20 protein-coding genes and 1 other annotated feature are annotated in these 21,313 nt (G+C 49.0%); of the genes, 3 read left to right on the forward strand and 17 right to left on the reverse strand.

Features of this window, described 5'->3' with window-relative positions:
- Window positions 1-2: 2 nt before the first annotated feature.
- The 10 genes from U1I11_RS20010 to U1I11_RS20055 all read right to left on the reverse strand — a co-directional run bounded on the left by U1I11_RS20010 (window position 3) and on the right by U1I11_RS20055 (window position 10,596).
- On the reverse strand, window positions 3-689 hold the full coding sequence (locus U1I11_RS20010; protein ID WP_322907901.1) for a septum site-determining protein MinC: 687 nt from the start codon (window positions 687-689) through the stop codon (window positions 3-5).
- Between the two features lie 107 nt (window positions 690-796).
- Window positions 797-1,327: a rod shape-determining protein MreD gene (gene mreD / locus U1I11_RS20015; protein ID WP_322907902.1), complete on the reverse strand. Its 531-nt coding sequence runs from the start codon at window positions 1,325-1,327 to the stop codon at window positions 797-799.
- Window positions 1,327-2,199, reverse strand: a complete 873-nt coding sequence (gene mreC, locus U1I11_RS20020; protein WP_322907903.1) for a rod shape-determining protein MreC — start codon at window positions 2,197-2,199, stop codon at window positions 1,327-1,329. The genes mreD and mreC overlap by 1 nt, the downstream gene beginning before the upstream one ends.
- A 58-nt stretch (window positions 2,200-2,257) precedes the next feature.
- A complete protein-coding gene (locus U1I11_RS20025) occupies window positions 2,258-3,292 on the reverse strand; it encodes a rod shape-determining protein (protein WP_322907904.1) in 1,035 nt (344 codons plus the stop codon).
- Between the two features lie 39 nt (window positions 3,293-3,331).
- Window positions 3,332-4,021 (reverse strand): RadC family protein, encoded by a 690-nt coding sequence (radC, locus tag U1I11_RS20030; RefSeq protein WP_322907905.1) that lies wholly within the window; start codon window positions 4,019-4,021, stop codon window positions 3,332-3,334.
- A 25-nt stretch (window positions 4,022-4,046) separates the two neighbouring features.
- Window positions 4,047-4,658 carry a Maf family protein gene (locus tag U1I11_RS20035; RefSeq protein ID WP_322907906.1) on the reverse strand — a complete coding sequence of 204 codons (612 nt, stop codon included), beginning with the start codon at window positions 4,656-4,658 and terminating at the stop codon, window positions 4,047-4,049.
- A 65-nt stretch (window positions 4,659-4,723) separates the two neighbouring features.
- Window positions 4,724-4,966 (reverse strand): DUF4321 domain-containing protein, encoded by a 243-nt coding sequence (locus tag U1I11_RS20040; RefSeq protein WP_322907907.1) that lies wholly within the window; start codon window positions 4,964-4,966, stop codon window positions 4,724-4,726.
- Window positions 4,967-5,149: 183 nt separating this feature from the next.
- Window positions 5,150-6,535: a UDP-N-acetylmuramate--L-alanine ligase gene (murC, locus tag U1I11_RS20045; RefSeq protein ID WP_322907908.1), complete on the reverse strand. Its 1,386-nt coding sequence runs from the start codon at window positions 6,533-6,535 to the stop codon at window positions 5,150-5,152.
- 6 nt (window positions 6,536-6,541) lie between these two features.
- Window positions 6,542-7,918: a bifunctional folylpolyglutamate synthase/dihydrofolate synthase gene (locus tag U1I11_RS20050; protein ID WP_322907909.1), complete on the reverse strand. Its 1,377-nt coding sequence runs from the start codon at window positions 7,916-7,918 to the stop codon at window positions 6,542-6,544.
- 11 nt (window positions 7,919-7,929) lie between these two features.
- Window positions 7,930-10,596, reverse strand: coding sequence for a valine--tRNA ligase (locus U1I11_RS20055; protein ID WP_322907910.1), 2,667 nt, complete (start codon window positions 10,594-10,596; stop codon window positions 7,930-7,932).
- 88 nt (window positions 10,597-10,684) lie between these two features.
- Window positions 10,685-10,998, reverse strand: a binding site (T-box leader).
- Between the two features lie 235 nt (window positions 10,999-11,233).
- Here U1I11_RS20055 and U1I11_RS20060 point away from each other — a divergent pair.
- From U1I11_RS20060 to U1I11_RS20070, 3 genes are all read left to right on the forward strand, one after another.
- Entirely contained in the window at window positions 11,234-11,716 is a 483-nt protein-coding gene (locus U1I11_RS20060) for a hypothetical protein (RefSeq protein WP_322907911.1), read from the forward strand.
- A gap of 78 nt (window positions 11,717-11,794) precedes the next feature.
- Window positions 11,795-12,082, forward strand: a complete 288-nt coding sequence (locus U1I11_RS20065; protein WP_322907912.1) for a hypothetical protein — start codon at window positions 11,795-11,797, stop codon at window positions 12,080-12,082.
- A gap of 211 nt (window positions 12,083-12,293) precedes the next feature.
- A complete protein-coding gene (locus U1I11_RS20070) occupies window positions 12,294-12,593 on the forward strand; it encodes a hypothetical protein (RefSeq protein ID WP_322907913.1) in 300 nt (99 codons plus the stop codon).
- A 296-nt stretch (window positions 12,594-12,889) separates the two neighbouring features.
- On the opposite strand, the gene U1I11_RS20075 is transcribed toward U1I11_RS20070, so the two are convergent.
- The 7 genes from U1I11_RS20075 to ccsA all read right to left on the reverse strand — a co-directional run bounded on the left by U1I11_RS20075 (window position 12,890) and on the right by ccsA (window position 21,176).
- A complete protein-coding gene (locus U1I11_RS20075; RefSeq protein ID WP_322907914.1) occupies window positions 12,890-13,948 on the reverse strand; it encodes an RluA family pseudouridine synthase in 1,059 nt (352 codons plus the stop codon).
- A 15-nt stretch (window positions 13,949-13,963) separates the two neighbouring features.
- The gene (gene hemL / locus U1I11_RS20080; protein WP_322907915.1) at window positions 13,964-15,265 is read right to left on the reverse strand and encodes a glutamate-1-semialdehyde 2,1-aminomutase; all 1,302 of its coding nucleotides are present in this window, start codon (window positions 15,263-15,265) and stop codon (window positions 13,964-13,966) included.
- A 534-nt stretch (window positions 15,266-15,799) separates the two neighbouring features.
- The gene (gene hemB / locus U1I11_RS20085; protein ID WP_322907916.1) at window positions 15,800-16,813 is read right to left on the reverse strand and encodes a porphobilinogen synthase; all 1,014 of its coding nucleotides are present in this window, start codon (window positions 16,811-16,813) and stop codon (window positions 15,800-15,802) included.
- Between the two features lie 411 nt (window positions 16,814-17,224).
- On the reverse strand, window positions 17,225-18,772 hold the full coding sequence (gene cobA, locus U1I11_RS20090; protein ID WP_322907951.1) for a uroporphyrinogen-III C-methyltransferase: 1,548 nt from the start codon (window positions 18,770-18,772) through the stop codon (window positions 17,225-17,227).
- A gap of 4 nt (window positions 18,773-18,776) precedes the next feature.
- Window positions 18,777-19,727, reverse strand: coding sequence for a hydroxymethylbilane synthase (gene hemC / locus U1I11_RS20095; protein ID WP_322907917.1), 951 nt, complete (start codon window positions 19,725-19,727; stop codon window positions 18,777-18,779).
- Window positions 19,728-19,731: 4 nt separating this feature from the next.
- On the reverse strand, window positions 19,732-20,478 hold the full coding sequence (locus U1I11_RS20100) for a precorrin-2 dehydrogenase/sirohydrochlorin ferrochelatase family protein (protein WP_322907918.1): 747 nt from the start codon (window positions 20,476-20,478) through the stop codon (window positions 19,732-19,734).
- Window positions 20,475-21,176: a cytochrome c biogenesis protein CcsA gene (ccsA, locus tag U1I11_RS20105; RefSeq protein ID WP_322907919.1), complete on the reverse strand. Its 702-nt coding sequence runs from the start codon at window positions 21,174-21,176 to the stop codon at window positions 20,475-20,477. Before ccsA ends, U1I11_RS20100 begins: the two co-directional genes overlap by 4 nt.
- Window positions 21,177-21,313: the final 137 nt, after the last annotated feature.

Raw genomic sequence — 21,313 nt, forward strand, 5'->3', positions numbered from 1 at the left:
TACTACACCCCTTTGAACACATTAAAATCCCGACCAAGTTTAGCCATATTTGCCATTTTATCAATCTTCATCACACCATCTTGCAAATACGCAAATTCCATATGCGATTCACGGTTCTCGCCTTCATCCGGCGGGCGACTGATCAGATCGGCAATACGCAGCTGAGTCGGTGAAAAGAATGAAGCGGCGATAACCGCATCTTTATTGCCGTCGATACCGGCATGTGCCATACCGCGCAAGGCACCGAGGATATAAATGTCATCTGTGCTCGTAATCGTACCTCCTGCATTCACATCGCCCAAAAACAATACCGATCCTTGATGCTGAAGTACCTGGCCGGAACGCACCATCCCTGTAATGATCTGAACGCGATGCCGGTCGTATACTTCCGGCATCGGTTCAGGCGCAGCTTCAACAGGCGCAGGTTCTTCAAAGGAGCGAACAAGCAAGTTCCCCTTCTGGCTCAAAATATCGAGCAGACTATCTTTTTGTTCTTCGGTCATCTGGCGTTTTCCGGTACGGATGTCAACGTGCACGAGTGGCCCGGTCAAAATATTCTGATGTGTGTGCTCTAGTTTAAAGCGTAGCTCCTTCACCAGATCATCAAAATCACATGTATCATTAAATTGGAAAATCAATCCATCTTTTATCCCTTTTATCGTTACAAAGCGTGACGCTTTTACAGCCATTCATCGCTCACCCCCACCTACTATCAGTTCGTGCTGACGGCGGGAAATCCTGCCTGAACTAATAATTAAGACCGCGACCTTCCCGGTCACGGTCGCTACGCGCGCGCCTATTCTTCTTCGGCAGCGCGTCTACGCAGCTTTGCAACCTCCTCAAGCTGACGGCGCACAGGCACACAAATGAGCAGTGCAAACACAAAATGCAGCAGCAAATTCGGAAACATATAATGTCCGAGTGCCCATGCATATGAATCGCGCGTCAATCCGAACACTAGATAAATACCGTACAGCAAATGATCCAGCAGCAGACTGCCAATCAGCACAACGGTCATCATTAGCGGATACGGAGCTTTGGTCGATTGAAAGAGCAAGCCGAGCACATAAGCCGACAGCCCCATCGCAAACGCATAAGCCCCGATCATATCACCATAAAATACTACATCTTGCAGCAAACCGAATATCAATCCGAGTACAAGCGCTGTATGACGATGATAGTAAATCGCAACAAACAAAATCAATATATACGTCAGATGCGGAATTAGACGTCCGTGCATAGAATCCGGAATCAACCACGGTACGATCGTGCCTTCCCAGATAAAGACGAGGAATAACAGCAGCAGCAAAACGATACGGCGCGCCATTATTGCTGTGCCTCCTTCGTATAAACGACAAACACTTCTTTCCAGTCTTTGAAGTCAGCGGCAGGGTCGATCGTAGCCGTATTGGTCAGACCGAAGTCACCGACCTGGCGGCTCACTACTTTACCGATAATCATCCCGCGCGGGAACAATCCGCCACTACCCGAAGAAATGATCGTGTCGCCAACAGCGAGTGGATCGTTTTCCTTAATCTGAGTCATCGTCAGCATGCCGGTTGCCTTGTCATAGCTTTCCACCATACCAAACGATTCGTTCGTTTTGCCGACTGCCGTCGCCGCAATCGCTTTGGAATTCGGATCAAGCGGATCAAGTGTCGTCAGCAGTTTGACAGTGGAATGATAATTGCTCGTCTGGCTAATAATGCCCACCATACCTTGCAACGAGATGACCGGCATATCTTTACGCACACCGTCCTTGCTGCCAAGGTCGATGACGATCGTTCCGGTATCTTCATCATTGTCCACAGCGGTTACATTAGCAATATGCAGATCAAATTTGTTTTGAGCAAGCTGGTTTTGTGTAAATCTCAGTTGCTCCTTGTAGCGTTCATTATCCTGTACGAGGCTATTATAATTCGCCTGCTGCAACATATATTGTGCAGCGGTCAACTTTAATTGCTGGTTTTCCTCGTATAATCCATTCAGGTCACTGATATCTTCAAAGAAGCCCGCTATGTAAGAAGCGGGCTTGTAAAATACACCTTGCACAAAACCGACTGTATCCCGCACGAATTTCTCCGGCAAAGATATAGAACTGCGGTTGGTCAACGTATATCCCATTAACGCGATGAATAAAATCAGTCCTACCAGCAGGATAAACAGTTTTTTGTTACCCAGCAGCTTAAACAGTTTCAACACCCTCTTAATTAACGGTTATTCTTCCCTGATAGGGGTTGACCACAATGGCCGTCATTTATCGTTTGGCACGAACAGCCGAGCTACTGCGAGTTTTCAACATATCGATATTTTCAAGCGCTTTACCTGTACCGATCGCTACGCAATCGAGCGGGTTTTCAGCAACGATTACCGGCATGCCCGTTTCGCCTGCCAACAGCTTGTCTAGGTTGCGCAGCAATGCGCCGCCGCCTGTTAACACGATACCACGATCCATAATGTCAGCCGCCAGTTCTGGTGGACATTTTTCCAGTGTTACTTTGACAGCTTCCACGATTGCAGTTACAGTGTCAGACAATGCTTCAGCGATTTCGTCAGAGGTAATGGTCAACGTTTTTGGCAAGCCTGTCACGAGATCGCGACCACGGATTTCCAATGTTTCCACTTTTTCAAACGGTGTGGCAGAACCAATATCCATTTTGAGCTGTTCGGCTGTACGTTCACCGATCATTAGATTGTACTGACGTTTAATATACTGGATGATCGCTTCATCCATCTCATCACCTGCCACACGCACCGAACGGCTTGTTACGATACCGCCAAGCGAGATCACCGCAACTTCGGTCGTACCGCCACCGATGTCAACGACCATACTGCCTGTTGGCTCCCATACCGGCAAGTCCGCACCGATTGCTGCCGCAAATGGTTCTTCGATCGTATACGCTTCACGCGCACCTGCCTGTTTAGTTGCATCTTCCACAGCACGCTGTTCAACAGCTGTGATTCCGGAAGGCACACAAACCATAACGTACGGATGTTGCGGGAACATCGAACGCTGCTTTTGCGCTTGACGAATAAAATACTTGATCATCGTCGCCGTTGTGTCGAAATCAGCGATAACGCCATCCTTCATTGGACGAATCGCACGGATGTTGCCCGGTGTGCGTCCGATCATTTTTTTGGCGGATTCGCCAACAGCCTCAATCGTATTCGTATCGGTACGAATCGCCACGACAGAAGGCTCCCTTACGATAATTCCTTTTCCTTTTGCATATACGAGTGTGTTTGCAGTTCCGAGGTCAATCCCCAGATATTTTGTAAAGCTCCCCAACATAACTTTTAACTCCCTTTCCTCTGAATCTCGACTATTATATTACATTAGACCTTGTTCCTTCAAACTTACGAATCTAGTATCCCCGATCACAAGATGATCCAGCACTTCAATTCCGATCAATTGCCCAGCTTCCACCAACCTCCGCGTCAGTGCAATATCTTCCGGGCTTGGCGTTGGATCGCCGCTCGGATGGTTATGTGCACAGATGACCGAAGCGCTGCTGCATTTGATCGCGGCGCGAAAAACTTCGCGCGGATGCACGATCGATGCATTCAGGCTGCCCATCGACAATGTTTCCTGGGAAATAATATGATTCTTCGTATTCAGAAACAGGCATACAAAATGTTCTTTTTGCAAATAACGTAGCTGTTCCATTAGCAAATCCGCCGCATCTTTGGGCGAGCGTACAATTCGTGCTTCGTCGCGTCCGGTGCGTGCAATCCGTCTTCCTAACTCGATGCCAGCTTTAATCTGAATCGCTTTGGCTGTACCGATGCCACGGATCGATGTCAATTCTTCAATGCTCATATCGACCAATTGACGGATGCTGCCAACCTGCTGCAAAATACGCGCAGCAAGATGAACGACAGACTCGTCCCTTGTACCGGTTCGAAGTAAAATCGCCAGCAATTCAGCGTGGCTTAGCGACTCCTCCCCATAGTTCATCATCCGTTCACGTGGACGATCTTCATGGGGAATATCACGCAACAGATAGGTTGACGACTCCATGCACGTTCCTCTTTTCTTTAAGGAATCAAGCTTCAAGCACCGATACGCCAAACTCCTCCAGCATATCGCTTAACAAGGGCACCGGCAGTCCAACCACAGTGAAATAACAACCTTCAATCCGCTCAACCAGCGTCGAACCAATTCCTTGAATCGCATACGATCCCGCCTTGTCGGCAGGCTCACCGCTGTGCACGTAAGCCCGGATACGCTCCGGTGTGAGCGGCTTCATATGTACGGATGTACGGCTGTAATCGGTACGTGTATGTCCAGTGGCAGCGTCTACGCAGGCGATGCCTGTGTACACATGATGCATTCTACCTTGCAGCATAGTTAACATCGCTGCGGATTCCGCTTCATGCGCCGGCTTGCCAAAAATACGTCCATCCAGCACAACGATCGTATCGCTGCCGATGATCAGCGCATCTTGCCAGCGCGCCTGCACCTGTTGCCGAATCGCATTCGCCTTGCGTAACGCAAGCTCGGTTACGACTTGCTCCGGCGTCCATTCGGACGGCACGGATTCATCGGCATCACTGGGCACTACCTCAAACTCCAATTGCAAAGAGGCCATTAGTTCCTTTCTCCGTGGAGACGCGGACGCCAGTACGATCATGCGATCCAAATGTGGTCTGCTCATAAGAAAGGCCCTCTCCTTTTACGATAGCAAAGTCAGTCGTTTCATCATGTAGACTTCATCCGCTGTTACAGCTTGCGATATAGCCAAATCGAAGCGATAACGCCGATCAGACTAAGCAGGCTCATTTTGAGATGAAGATCAATCGTATAGCGAATAATGTTCAAATTGGCACTGGGAGACCAATCGATCGTCGTCGATCGCGTCAAAAAAGACAGTATCGCTACCGGTTCCAGCAACGTAGACACCCAAGTGCCCAGCAGCCAGCCGAGCAGCACAAACAAAATTAACGTTCCTGCATTCTTTTTCATACGAGTATTCCCCTGCTTTTAATTTGACACCACATTATTATACGTTGATTCCAGCGGCAATACAAACAAAAAAGAAAGCTGGCACAGATCAAGCGAGCAGCAGTGAAAAAGACTGCCGGATGACAGTCTTTTTCGCATATTCGCCTGCGATGAACACGTATTGTAACTTTCAGCGCTAAGCGATCAGTCGCTCGCTGCTGACGATTCCAGCTGCTCAGCGAGCGCTTTGGCTACTTTCCAAATGTCGCCTGCACCCATCGTGATGATCAGATCGCCTGCATTCATACGGGCAGACAGCTCGGCAATGACCGTTTCTTTGTCCGCCACATACGTTGCATTTTCGTTGCTTTGCTGACGAATCAAATCAACGAGTACGGATGAATGTACACCCTCGATTTGCTTTTCACCTGCTGGTGCGTAAATGTCGGTAATAATCACTTCATCAGCTTCGCCAAACGCACGGCTAAACTCATCGAGCAGAAAATACGTACGCGAATAACGCTGCGGCTGAAAAATCGCGATAATGCGTTTGCCGGTTGCACGCGCTGCCTGCAATGTCACTTCGATCTCGGTCGGATGATGCGCATAATCATCCACGATCAAAATACCATTCGCTTCCCCTATAACTTGGAAACGTCGCTTTGCCCCCTGGAAACGCACGATCGCCGCTGCGGCTTCGGTAAACGACAACCCGGTTTGCAAACAGGCGACGATCGTTGCCATCGCATTGTACACATTGTGAATGCCTGGCACAGACAAATGTACTGTACCTAACTGCTCGCCACGATAACTCATCATAAACGAAATGCGGCGGTCGCCCGGCTCGATCTCGCTTGCTGTATAATCGGCAACTCGCTCGATCCCAAACGTGATGGTATCGCCTGCGATATTGGGCAACAGCTCACGGATATTGTCATCATCCGCATTGACAATCGCTTTGCCGCCTGATTGCAGTTGGCTCAGAAATTGCACATAAGCCGCCTTAATATTGGCAAAATCGCCATCATAGTTTTCCAGATGATCGGCTTCGATATTCGTCACGACGGCAATCGCCGGATGATATTGCAGAAATGTGCCATCGCTTTCATCGGCTTCGGCAACTACATAGTCGCTTTTGCCTGCTTTGGCATTGGTGCCCAAATTGACGATTTCACCGCCGATAATATACGTCGGATCGGTCGCACATTCTTCGAGCACGAGCGCGATCATCGACGATGTAGTCGTTTTGCCGTGTGCACCTGCTACGGCAACGCCTTTGCGCTCATTCAGCAAGCGTGCCAGCATTTCGGAGCGATGTAGTACCGGAATGTTCAGCTTGCGCGCTTCCACCAGCTCCACATCGTCCTGCGCTACTGCCGAGGAATAGACGAGCACATCTGCGCCATGTACCATCTCTGGCGAGTGACCGATATGAATGTCTGCTCCTTGCTGTTGCAGCTTTTGCGCCAATGCACTCATCGCTACGTCGGAACCGGTAACTTTATATCCCATTTCCAGCAATACTTTGGCGATCGCGCTCATACCGTATCCACCAATACCGATAAAGTGTATATGTTGTGTCTTGTTCATCCTGTCTCACCAGCCCTTTTCAGAATCGGTTTGATGCAAAAGAGTCGCTCTTACATCTGAAATTAAATACAGCGTTCCGGTAACGACCCCTAAATCTTCCCGTTCTGTCTGCGACTGAAGCAGCTTGATCGCTTGCTTCCAGTCTCGTTCTACTGTAATTTGCACATCAGTTTTGCCCATTTCAGCTGCCAGACGACGCACTAGCACAGCTAGCTCGTCCGCCGGCATTTTGCGCCGGAAATCCGGCTCCGTCAAAATAAGACTGTCTGCAATCGATAACAGATGGCGGAATACCGGCTCATGCTGTTTATTTTCAAGCATGCCTGCAAGCACATGCAGCTTGTTGTACGTATACGTTTGCGGAATGCTGTTCACGAGCGAAGCGGCGCCTTCCGGATTGTGCGCACCGTCCAGCACGATCTGCGGCTCGGTTGTTACCGTCTCCAATCGCCCCGCCCAAAATGTATTGCGAAAGCCCGCTGCCAGCGGTTCATCATCCAGCACAAATGCCATATACTGGCGCAACACTTCCAGCGTCATCATCGCTAGCCCGGCATTGGCGCATTGATGCTCGCCTTGCATTCCAATTTCCAGCGTCAACTCACGAAACAGCCCTTGAAAATGAAATGTCTGGCTCTGTGCATTACCGGACAAACGGACGGCACTGTAATCGCGATTCGCTAAATACATCCGGCTCTTGCACTGCTCGGCACGCCGACTTAGCACTTCGATCACTTCCGGCTGTTGTACGCTTGTCACGACAGGTACGCCCGGCTTAATAATGCCCGCCTTCTCGGCGGCAATCTGTTCCAGCGTATCGCCAAGAATATCGGTATGGTCATAACCGACATTTGTAATGACCGACACGACCGGATGCACGATATTCGTCACATCCATCCGTCCTCCCAGCCCGGTTTCCCAGACGACGACATCGGGATAACACACTTCGGCATAATACAAAATCGCCAGTGCGGTTGCCACTTCAAACATCGTCGGTGAACCAAGCTCGCTCGCCGCGATCTCCTCTACGAGTGGCTGCAACCGATTGGACAAGCGGAGCAATGCTTCCTCCTCGATATCTTGTCCATTGTACTGAAACCGATTCGTAAACTTTGTAATATAGGGCGATGTGAATGTGCCCACATCGTATCCGCAAGAGAGTAACGCACTTGTCAAAAAAGCGCAAGTGCTGCCTTTGCCATTCGTGCCTGCCACATGGATAAACTTCAAACGACGGTGCGGGTGACCGAGCAGCTCCATCAGCCGCTCAATCCGCTCCAACCCCGGACGAATTCCAAATGGAATCAGTCCATTAATCCATGTCACCGCTTCATCATACGTATGTAGAGGGGCAGTTTGCCCCTCCGCAGAATCATAGGTCATCGTGATCACCTTTAACCTTTCAGTTCGGCAATACGGGCAAGAACCTTGTCGCGTTTGTCGGAATAGTCAGCCTGTTTAGCGCGTTCTTCCTCGATCACTTTAGCCGGTGCTTTGGCTACGAAGCCTGGATTGGATAGCTTTTTGTCAACCCGCTCCACTTCAGCGTTCAGCGTCGCCACCTCTTTTTCGAGACGGGCGATTTCTTGGCTAATGTCCAGCAAACCCGCCAGCGGCAAGTACAGCTCCACGCCGGTTACAACCGCTGACATCGCTTTATCCGGTGCGGCGATATCCAATCCTGCCGCATAGTCGGATGTGTTGCAGAAACGGCGGATATAATGCTCGTTGGCAGAGATCGTATCCATTGTGTGCTGATCGCTTGCTTTAACGAGCAATTCGATCTTTTTGCTCATCGGTACGTTCACTTCGGCACGAATGTTGCGCACGGCACGAATAATGTCGATCAGCAACGTCATTTCTGCTTCAGCCGCTTTGTTGTTCAGTGCTGGATCAAATGTTGGCCATGCGGCAAGTGTAACCGTATCGCCTTCATGCGGCAAATGCTGCCAAATTTCTTCGGAAATAAATGGCATAAACGGATGAATCATACGCATCGTGCGATCCAGTACATACGCGAGCACCGATTGCGTCGTTTTCTTAGCGGCTGCATCGTCGCCATATAACGACAACTTGGCAATCTCAATATACCAGTCACACAGATCGTCCCAAATAAAATTGTACAGCAGACGTCCGGTTTCGCCAAATTCATACGCATCCATCAGACGGGTAATATCGCGTGCCGTCTCGTTCATACGATGCAAAATCCAGCGATCCGCGGTGCTAAGCGAGCCGGACAGATCGATATCGTCAAACGTAAAGCCTTCCATATTCATCAATGCAAAACGGGAGGCATTCCAGATTTTGTTGGCAAAGTTACGCGCCTGCTCTACACGTTCCCAGCGGAAACGCAAATCTTGACCTGGCGTGCTGCCCGTCGACAACATATAACGCATCGCGTCCGCACCGTATTGGTCGATAACGTCAAGCGGATCAACGCCGTTGCCGAGCGATTTGGACATTTTCTGACCATCGGCTGCACGAACAAGGCCGTGGATCAACACATCTTTAAACGGAATTTCATCGGTAAATTCCAGCCCGGTAAAGATCATCCGCGCAACCCAGAAATAAATAATATCATAGCCGGTAACGAGCAGATCAGTCGGGTAATAACGCTGCAAATCTTCCGTTTGATCCGGCCAACCGAGTGTAGAGAACGGCCATAGCGCAGAGCTAAACCATGTATCCAGTACGTCCTCATCTTGACGCAGCGTTTTGCCCGCATGCTCCGGCAACCCGGTCGGGTCTTCGGCGGAAACGATAATTTCGCCGGTTTCATCACAGTACCATGCCGGTATGCGATGTCCCCACCAAAGCTGACGAGAAATACACCAGTCGCGTACATTTTCGATCCAATTCAGATATGTTTTCTCAAACCGATCCGGTACAAAGTTCGTGCCTTTGCCACTGCGCTGCGCTGCGATCGCCTGATCTGCGAGCGGCTTCATTTCTACGAACCACTGGGTGGACAAATACGGCTCGATTACGGCGCCACTGCGCTCGCTATGCCCTACCTGGTGGATATGGTCTTCGATTTTGATCAATACACCTGCTGCTTGCAAATCTTGTACGAGCTGTTTGCGTGCATCAGTGCGATCCATGCCTTCGTATTGGGCAGCATTTTCGTTCATCATACCGCCTTCGTCCATCACTACGATCTGTGGCAGATTATGGCGTTGACCCATCTCAAAGTCATTTGGATCATGCGCAGGGGTAATTTTTACCGCACCACTACCGAAATCACGATCTACATAATCGTCGGCAATGATCGGAATTTCGCGACCGGTAATCGGTAGAACGAGCATTTTGCCGATCATGTCGGTATAGCGCTCATCTTTGGGATGAACCGCAACCGCCGCGTCACCGAGCATCGTTTCTGGACGTGTGGTCGCTACGACAATGGAGCCGCTGCCGTCTTGAAGCGGATATTCCAAATGGTACAGATGACCGTTCACTTCTTTGTACTCTACCTCAATATCAGACAATGCGGTACGTGCTTGCGGGTCCCAGTTAATAATGCGTTTACCGCGATAAATCAGCCCTTTTTCATACAAAGTTACGAATACGTGACGAACGGCTTTGGACAATCCTTCATCCAATGTAAAACGCTCACGAGAATAGTCGAGCGAGAAGCCCATTTTTGCCCATTGCTCATGGATCGTCTGTGCATACGTATCTTTCCATTCCCATACTTTTTCCAGAAACTTCTCGCGTCCAAGATCATGGCGTGTGATGCCTTCGGCGCGCAAGTTTTGTTCTACTTTTGTCTGTGTGGCGATACCTGCATGGTCCGAACCCGGCAGCCAGAGCGCATCATAGCCTTGCATCCGTTTCGTGCGAATCATAATGTCTTGCAATGTACAGTCAAGTGCATGACCGATATGCAGCATCCCGGTTACGTTTGGCGGTGGAATTACAATCGTATATGGCTGCGCGTCCGGGCGCTGACCAGCTTTGAAAAATCCATGTTCCATCCAATAATCGTACCATTTGCGTTCAGCAGATTTAGGGTCATACGTCGTTGGCATCGAAGTTGTTGCCGTGTTGTTCGTCTCTGTCATGCAAATCCCTCCACTCAATTTTACATTATCATCTCGCAAAGCAAGCACCCCTACCATTCGGCGCATAAACTAAAAAAAGCCCTTCGTCTCAAAGGACGAAAGGCATTGCTCTCGTGGTACCACCTTTGTTTCGTCACCTGCTGAAGGGCAGTGCAATCATAGCTTGATCCAAACAGATCGCTATGTGCGTGGTAACGACACTCGAAGGCAGATAACGGCTGCTACCGGTTTATTCTAGCTCCGTGCACGAACGAGTCCATGACTGCTATTCGGACTGTTACGGTATTCAAATAAACGACTTCCGGGCGACTTCGATGTCTCGTATCCTGCAGAACCTTCCAGCGCAACAGTTCCGCTCTCTAAAGGCCGATGACCTCTACTATTCCCGTTCATAGTCTGTATGATTGTATGATTCAATGAAAATATTTCGTTGATTATCATAACTTGTACTTGAATGAAAGTCAATGAAAACGGCTGAATTGCGCTTGATCGAGGGAATGATATAGGAATAGGCTGATCGAATTTTTTGATCATTACAAATTTAGGAAACATCTTGAAATTTTTACATGATATGAATTAGAATGCACGTATAAACAGTGAAAATGAGTTGTTAGAAGAAATAAAGTGCAGGATTCGTATGTTACTGTTGGTCATGTCGCTTTTGGTGTTGCTTCCGATAAGTTTTATGTATGCAGCACCAGTTACGGTGCAGCAAGATACGTACAGCACGGACTCCTCTTTAAGTTCTCCTTCACCTTTCTCGCCGCCAATGATCCAACCCAATGCCGAGTCGTCTTCGTCTAGTTTTACTGCGAATGGTTATCGTTCTGGTAATGAATTGTTGTTTGATTGGCGGTATAATCGGTCTGGGGCTACAATTACATTTGTCGAGGTTACAGCTACGATTCAATACAAAAAGCATAGCTATGATGCAAATTGGACAAATGTCAAAAAAATCACATCTGCATACCGTGGAGGGCAAGGCTCCAGTGAAGAAAATCAAGTCGAATACCGTCCTACCCAAGCAGGGGTTTATCGCGTTAGTTTATCCGGCAAATTTACAACTACGACAAGTACAGGGACAAGCAGTTGTGTGTCCAATGCTGTAAATTATTTTTAAGCTTATATTAACTTTATAGACCTGCTCTTAATTGTTTTTGCAAGAGCAGGTCTATTTTTAAGGAGGACAGATCACGATATGGATGTCAAAAAAATTATAACAGACAGGCAGCACCTCCGATTTGTCATTTTAGAAAAACTATATTGGAAATGGTTTGAAAGTTCACGATCACTGATCGGTACTAAAAAGGAGATTTACGGAAAAGTCCTTACCGATGAACATCTTGCTGTAGCTTATTTACACGAAAAAGGCTTCATCACTATTGATGTGAGTGAAAATCCAACAAATCCAAGAGAAGAAAAACTAATATTAACGATTACAGCTACAGGTATTGATTATGTAGAAGATCATATTTTAAACAGTTGAAATTTTTAATAGCGATAGATGCGATTTCGATTATGATTGTATTACTGCATAATGTTGAAGACATCAACCTATCATTAACGAAATTTGTAACCGGTTTGCTTAACCAGCATCATGCCAATTATATGCAACTGTATTCAACTGAATCAAACAGATGAATATAACCGCGTAAAAACATAAACTTGGCGTCCATTTATGAAAGGAGTCTTTGCACATGACGGATCAAAAATCGTTGATTGTGGAGCGCCAAAAATTGAGATGGATGTTTTTAGAGCAGCTATATTGGAAAAGCTTCGCTACTAGAACGAATATATCTATTCAAGGCACCAAAGAAGAAATATACGCACACCCTGACAGCGAAATGCAAAGAGCGATTACGTACTTGCACGATAAAAAATGGATCGATATTCACGAATTTGACTCTACAGAAGATTTTCCACACGAAATCTCTATTTTTATTACCGCGTTAGGGATGGATGTGGTGGAAGAAACACTGTTGAAACGTGAATCATAATAGGCAAGAAACGACAAATTTGTCTTGAATAGAGATAATACAAAGAGTTCGATCTTGATTACGTTTGCCGATGGCGATTCAGCCCCTATTTCTATACTAAAAACCAGTTCTTTATTGCATAAATAAGAACCGGTTTTTTAGTATAGTTTAGATCACATGTTTGACTCGTCTTTTCCGCAATACATTGTATGGCTGCATGTAGATTGTTCGCGCCATGCGCATTACATGCTTATTTACAATCTCAACGCAGCCGTACTACATAGTAGTCGCGGCAATAATACGGATAAGTTTTAAAACTATACCAACTTCAGCGCCCGTGCTGCCCCCTCCAAATCCGCAGGCCACGGGTCGTCAATACGTAGCGACTCCCCTGTCCACGGATGCACAAAGCCAAGCTGTTCGCCATGCAGTGCCTGACGAGATAACATCCCCGCCTTGCCACCATACAATGTATCACCAATTAACGGATGACCGACATGACTCATATGCACCCGAATCTGATGCGTACGTCCCGTTTCCAGTTGTAAGCTGACCAGGCTGGCGGTTGCAGCAGTACGCAAACATTGCACATGCGTAATTGCCGTTTGTCCACCTGGTGAAACGCGGCGGCGCTGCTTGTGATGGCGATCTTTACCGATCGGCTCGTCGATGATGCGCAGTCGCTCGCTCACTTTGCCGTGCACGAGTGCGATATAGCGGCGCTGGATCGACTTGCTGCGCATTTGTTCATCAAGCAAATAGAGCGCCAGCTCGTTTTTCGCATACAATACCGGGCCGGTTGTATCTTCATCGAGCCGGTGCACATGCCGTACAGCACAGTGCTGCTCCGTGCTTTTATAATAAGCGGCTACCGCATGCGCGAGTGTAGCCGACTTGTCATTCGTATCGGCTGGATGCACATTCATCCCGGCTGGTTTGTGCACGACTAGCACATAGTCATCCTCATACAACACAGTAGGAATATAGCTGTGATCCGGTTCAAACCCGTAAGCGGTATCGGGAAACAGGCGCAGCCGGATCACATTGCCTTCCAACACAATCTCGCCGCGCGAATGCAATAGTCCGATGATGCGCGCTGGAAAAGCTTCGCCTTTTAGCCATTCCATCATCCGCATATGTCTGCCTTCCGGCTGCTCCAGATCAAGGCTGCTGTCTGGCAGCAGTTCCAGCCATTCGCCGCGCCGCGTCGTATGTTCGATCGGTGACCAGCGTGCGGGACGGTGTGCAGCGCTATAGTCGTTTATGTCTAAACGCCCGGAAGCAGCAGTATCGTTCACTGCCGCCTCCTGTTGTGCCTGCTGATCTGCGGATGAAACGAATGGTTGCGTAGGTTTATGTTGACCTGCATCCGTCATATTGATCCGCCTCCATTACAGCGACTTCATCACTGCACGATGAGCCGCAATCGTTGCTTCAATATCGTCGTCACTGTGCACCGCCGACACAAACATACCTTCAAACGGTGATGGTGCCACACTAACACCGTGATTCAGCATGCCGCCAAAGTAGCTTTTGAAGCGCTCCATATCGCTTAGCTTGGCGGTATCATAATTTGTCACTGCGCCTTCGGTTAGAAACGGACATACCATCGAACCGACACGATTGATCGTCAGCGGAATGCCCGCTTCCTGTGCATTTGCCTCAAATCCGGCTTGCAGACGCGCCGAAGCGGTCTCCAAGCGGTCGTATACATCAGGGGTAAGCAAGCTAAGCGTCGTAAACCCGGCAATCATCGCCAGCGGATTTCCGCTCAATGTACCCGCCTGATAGATCGGCCCTGTCGGCGCGATCTGCTCCATAATTTCGCGTTTGCCGCCATATGCGCCGACCGGCAAGCCGCCGCCGATCACTTTGCCAAGACAGGTCAAATCCGGCGTTACGCCATACCGACCTTGCGCACAGTTTAAATGCACCCGGAAACCGGTCATCACTTCATCGAAAATGAGCAATGTGCCATATTGCGCTGTCACATCACGCAGCCCTTGCAAAAAGCCTGCTTGCGGCGGTACGACACCCATATTACCGGCAACCGGCTCGACGATCACACAGGAGATATCTTCACCAAACCGTTCAAAGGCAAGCTTTACCGCTTCCAGATCGTTATAAGGTACTGTAATCGTATTCGATGCGATCGATTCCGGTACACCTGGACTGTCCGGCAAACCAAGCGTCGCCACACCAGAGCCAGCTTTAATGAGCAAGCTATCGCCATGTCCATGATAGGAGCCTTCAAATTTCAAAATTTTGTTGCGTTTCGTATAACCACGCGCCAGGCGAATCGCACTCATCGTCGCTTCCGTACCGGAATTGACCATCCGCACGATATCGATCGATGGCACACGCTCAGCAACAAGTTTTGCCATCTTAGTTTCAATCTCGGTTGGCGCGCCAAAGCTCGTGCCACGTGCCGCCGTTTCTTGCAATGCTTGGACAACTTGTGGATGCGCATGACCCATAATGAGCGGACCCCAAGAGCCGACATAATCGATAAACGAATTGCCATCGATATCGTACAGTCGCGAGCCTTCGCCACGCTCGGCATACACCGGTGTCAAACCGACGGTTTTAAATGCACGCACCGGGCTGTTGACTCCGCCCGGAATATACTGTTTTGCTTCCTCAAATGCTGCGCGGGAACGCTCATCACGACGTACGGATTTCATTTGATTCATTGAACAAGCACCTCCATAGCATAATTATGTTGTGAATTGTAGATTAATCGGATATCCAATCAGATACAGATTACTTTTTGCCACTTGTTGCTGTGGAGCACAGACAGTGCCCACTACTTTACTCCAAACCGCCGTTTGTTGCTATTGGCTCATCTTTACCCTTACCCGTTTCCTGCCATTTCCGCACAGTGAGATTAAGATAAACAGATGCTGCAACAGCAACGATAACGATTTACGGTATGTAGCGTAGCAGTTCAAGCGGTATGTAGCGCAGCACCTTTAAGCGATACCGGTGCTGCGTTGCTGATGCCTCGATCATCATTCATTTGAATGTTGAAATTGCTGCGATCAAGCTAACATTTAAAGCGGTCAAGGTAGTATGACCTTAAACGAGATTAATTTAAGTTTTAAATCCGGTCAAATCCCTGACTCGTAACGATTCCAGTACACAATCCAAATTAACACGTAACATAGTCAATGTATTGGGAATTCTTTAGCAAACATCAGGTTGGCACATGCCCAGACTTGTCCGTATCAGACCCATTCCTCACGCAACCAGCGCACAACATCCTTCGAAAAATACGTAATGATCATATCGGCACCAGCACGTTTCAGACCGAGCATCATCTCGGTTACGATGCCACGCTCATTAATCCAGCCCTGTTGTGCAGCCGCTTTGACCATCGCATATTCACCGCTCACATTGTAAGCGACAAGCGGCAGGTCAAAGTTATCACGTACGACACGCAGCACGTCCATATACGCAAGCGCCGGTTTGACCATTAGCATATCAGCACCTTGCTGCACATCGCTTTCTGCTTCACGCAAAGCTTCACGCACGTTAGCAGGGTCCATTTGATACGATTTACGATCGCCAAACTGTGGTGCCGATTGAGCAGCTTCACGGAATGGGCCGTAAAAAGCAGATGCATATTTCACCGCATACGACATAATCGGAATGTCCTGAAAACCCGCTTCATCCAGCGCTGCACGAATGACCTGTACAAAACCGTCCATCATATTCGACGGTGCGATAATGTCAGCACCCGCCTGCGCCTGAGATACCGCTGTTTGCGCAAGCAATACAAGCGATTCGTCATTGTCGACATCAGCATGGATATGACCGTCATGTTCATGAGTATGCACGACCCCACAATGCCCGTGATCGGTAAACTCACACAAACACGTATCTGCGATTACGACCAAATCAGGATGATTTTGTTTAATCATCCGAATCGCTTGCTGTACGATACCTTGATCGGAATAAGCACCCGTACCGACGCTGTCTTTTGCTTCTGTTTCCGGTACGCCGAATACCATGACCGCTGGAATGCCCAAGCTTACAATCTCATCGATTTCTTCACCAAGACGATCCAGCGAAAAGTTAAATACACCTGGCATCGAAGAAATTTCCAGCTTCACATCGGTTCCGTAGGTGACAAATACAGGCTGGATAAAATCATGTTTGTGCAATTGTGTTTCTCTGACCATCCCGCGCAGCGCAGGCGTTTTGCGTAAACGACGATGTCTTGCAAAAGATTGACTCATAATTGTAACTCCTCCATATTTGTGAAATTAAAATCATATCGAACGAAAAAGAAGGCCGACCTGCTTAACGCTCTGGTCGGCATACGGTGATGTCGATCATCAACATCGTTCATCATCATTATCGTGTAACTCGTGTAGACGTAAGCGCACTAGGTGGTGTCTTCAAACTGCTTCGCAGGCAGTTCGCTGCGTTTTTTCATTAGATTACGCTTGTATACGCAGCTTAACTCACTTCAAACGCGACCCACTTGAATAATAAAATGACCACGCTGAAGGTTTGAAGACACTCCCTAGTAGATTGTCTCCATTAAAAATCAGGTTCGAACGTACCTGAATACGTACATGATCAAGCGATGATGACAAAGACATACCCTGAATGTATAGGAGACAGCCTACTAGGCAAGCGGATCGTTATACCGTGTGACTACCTTGATTCCAGCGGCATAACACATCGATCAAGCCGTCGATCGTAGACGATTCTGCCAACAAATCGACTTGTAAGCCGTTCTCTGCGGCAGTTTTGGCTGTCTGCGGCCCGATACAGGCGATCGTGCTATTCGCCAATGCAGCAACCGGATCATCAAAACCGAGCTTGCGCAGTGCGGTCAGTAAATTGGTAACGGTAGACGAACTTGTAAATGTGACCGCATGAATCGCTTGCTCTGCCAGCAGCTTTTTCAGCTCCAAATCGTCTTCCCCGACCAATACCGTTTCGTACGTATCGATTTCGGTGACGGACAATCCCAGTTCAGTTAACGCCTGTGGCAACCAGGCGCGTGCCAGATCACCGCGTGGCAGCAGTACCTTTTGCCCTGTCATCAGCTCTCCGGTCAAATGCTCCAACAGTCCTTCGGCATGAAACTTTTGCGGCAGTGTCGTCGCGCAGATACCGTGATTGCGCAATGCATCACGTGTCGCCGGGCCAACCGCCGCAATGCGGGCGCGATGAAGTGCGCGAATATCTCGTCCTTGCTGCTCCAGATGACGGAAGAAATAGTCGACCCCGTTCACACTCGTAAAAAAGACCCAATCATACTGTTCCAGCGTCGCCAATGCTTGAGCGATTCCTTGTTGCGTTTCCGGCGCGGTCGGCATGACCGTCTCGATTACCGGATATTCATAAGGCTCGCCGCCGAGCTCGTCAATGCGATCGACCAGCTCGCTCGCCTGACTGCGCGCACGGGTAACGAGAATCCGTTTGCCAAACAACGGCAATTGCTCTGCCCAATGCAGTCGCTCGCGCAAATTGACCACTTCACCGACAACGATCACCGCTGGCGGTTTAAAATTCGCTGCTTCCACTTTCGCGGCGATATCCTTCAGCGTGCCGACAAGCGTCTCCTGTTCGGCACGTGTGCCCCAGCGTACGAGTGCAACCGGCGTATGTTCCGGACGACCGTAACGAATAAGTTGCTCGCTAATATAACCGATCTTCGCCACACCCATCATAAACACGAGCGTACCGGTCGCATGGGTTACTTTATCCCAATGAATACTATGATCGAGCTTATCGGGACTTTCATGCCCGGTAATGATCGATACGGATGAAGCCCAGTCCCGATGCGTCACCGGAATGCCCGCATATGTTGGCACAGCAATCGAAGATGTGATGCCAGGTACGATCTCGTATGGAACATGATGTTGCCGCAACAGCTCCGCTTCCTCTGCTACCCTACCGAAAATCGTCGGATCGCCACCTTTTAGCCGCACGACCGTTTTGCCTGCCAGCGCCAGATCGACTAGCAGTTGATTGATCTCCTCCTGCTTCATCGTATGTCGATCAGGCAATTTGCCGACATAAATTTTCTCTGCACCCGGCTTTGCCTGCTTAAGCAAACGTGGGCTGGCGAGACGATCATACACGATCGCGTCCGCCCGTGCGATACATTCCCAGCCACGCAGTGTAATCAGCTTTAAAGCTCCTGGCCCTGCGCCTACGAGATACACTTTGCCGGTCATTCGTTCATCCCCTAACTTCTGCCAAAATCTGGTCTGCCCCACGCCGTTTCAGCTCATCCGCCACAGCGATGCCAAGCTGTACAGGATCATGCCCGTGCCGCGTTTCTTTCAGCACGGTTGCTCCGTCCGGTGTGCCTACCATTCCCGTTAATTGTATAACGTTTTCGCCTTGATCGGAATGGGAAGGATGCAAACGTACCGCATACGCGCCGATCGGCACCTGACAGCCGCCATTTAATTCCGCTAAAAAGGTGCGTTCCGCCGTTACCGTCGTCGCGGTATGATCGTCATTGTACAATGACAGCAACCCGAGCAGTTCCAGATCATCGCTGCGACATTCGATGCCAAGCGCACCTTGACCGACAGCAGGCAAACAAAGTTCAGCCGGTAAATACGCGCTAATGCGATCGCTCCAGCCCATCCGTTCCAGCCCTGCCGCTGCCAGCATAATCGCGTCAAAGCCTTCCGTTTCCAGCTTGCGCAGACGGGAATCGATATTGCCGCGAATCGATTGAATGTCCAGGTCAGGGCGATATGCTTTTAGCTGGCTAGCGCGTCTTAGACTGCTTGTACCTACTTTGGCGCCCTGTGGCAGCTCGTCCAATCCGTTGCCAGCACGCGTAATCATGCAATCGCGCGGATCGACTCGCTTCGGAATCGCCCCGTTCACCAATCCGTCCGGCAATACAGACGGCATATCTTTCATGCTATGCACCGCCATATCGATCTCGCCATCGATAAGCGCCTGCTCGATTTCTTTGACGAACAGACCTTTACCGCCCACTTTGGACAGCGTAACATCCAAAATCTGATCGCCTTTTGTGACGATCTTTTTAATTTCAAATTCGAATTCCAGTCCTTGTGTGGCAGCAAGTTGCTGTAACGCTTCGATCACATGCCCGGTCTGGGTTAATGCAAGAGCACTCTGTCGACTTCCTACGATAATTTTGCGCATGACGTTATCTCCCCCGATACTGTATGATCCATTGCTCGATCTGTTGTTCATCCCACCATACAAATTGCTTATGTCGGATTTGAGCCAGTACATCTAATGTCGCGGCATGTTCAAGTAATCGTCTGCGCTCCTGCGGATCATGCACCATCGTTTTAATATGGTGACGCAAATGATACATGAACTCCATATACAGCTCATAGTCCTCGTCCAAATAATGCTCTAGCTCACGCACAATCCGCCGGCTAATGGCAGGCCCGGCACCGGAAGTCGATACCGATGCGACCAAACGCCCGCGCCGAATGACCGCCGGATTAATAAACGTGCCCAGCTCATGCTGATCCGCTACATTGACCGGAATACCGAGCCGCTTCGCTTCTTCCGCCACCTGACGATTCACATCGGGCAACGATGTGGCAGCATACACTAACAGATAACGCTGCACATTGCTTTGCGAAGCGGAAGTGCAATCCGGTCGATCCGCTGCATTCGCCGTCATCCCATCCGCAAACGTCTCGCTTAAACCGTCGCTTAAATCACCCGTTTCAAAACTCCGCTGCCACCAGAGCAGCTTGTTCGTTACAGCCAGTTGCTGAAGCGTAGCGGTCGCTTCCGGGCTAATGACGGTTATATGCGCTCCTGCTTCTAGCATATGCAGCACTTTGCGTTCCGCTACTTTGCCCCCGCCGACAACGAGTACAGGCTGAGCACGGCAATCGAGCATTAGCGGCAAATACGGTACAACCCCGCTCATGCGCCCACCCACTGGTGAAACGCCGACCACGAATTCGCCACAAAATTCAAAATAAATACGATATATCCCGCCAGTGCCCAGCGCGCCATAATGACCGGCGAATAACTGCGCATTGTGCGTGTGGCAAAATAAGCGATATACACGCAAAGCGCCAGCAATGTAAACACCACTTTCAAATCAAGCAGCAGCATATAACGCCCTTCCGCAAAAATGGACATTAACGCCACGATCAGCGATACGATCAATAACGGCGTACCGATCAACATCGATGCATACGTGTACTTTTCCATACTTTCCAAACTTGGCAATCTGCGCACCGTATTGTCCCACTTTTTCAACTTTAACTTACGATGCAAAAATAAATACATCGCCGCAAATACCGCCGATACCGTATAAAAAGCAAAGCTTAAATTCGCCAACACCACATGCAAAATGAGCAAACCGTGCACCGTATCCCAGCCGGACGGCAATGCTCCTTCACCGGGCGAATGGAGCCGATTTTGCACCATCGCACAAAAGCCGATCACATTTAGCAGCAAAACCGCATAGTCTGTCTTCAGCACCTTTTCGATAAAAAAGGAGATCAAAATCAATATAAACGTCAGAAAAAAGAAAAAGTCATACGTCGAAAATAACGGTAATGTATGTTCTTCCACCGTACGAATCGTAATGCTGACGACTTGAATGATACTCACCATAATAAGAAACCCTGTGCCAATCCGCTTCGCCCTCGGATTGCGACGAATGCAATCCGAGAAATAAAACAGAAGGCTCAGGGCGTATAGGTAAATAATAACATCGTATAACAGGTTGAACAGTGTCAACACAAATCACC

The sequence above is a fragment of the Paenibacillus campi genome, assembly GCF_034659835.1.
GTDB classification, from domain to species: domain Bacteria; phylum Bacillota; class Bacilli; order Paenibacillales; family Paenibacillaceae; genus Saccharibacillus; species Saccharibacillus campi.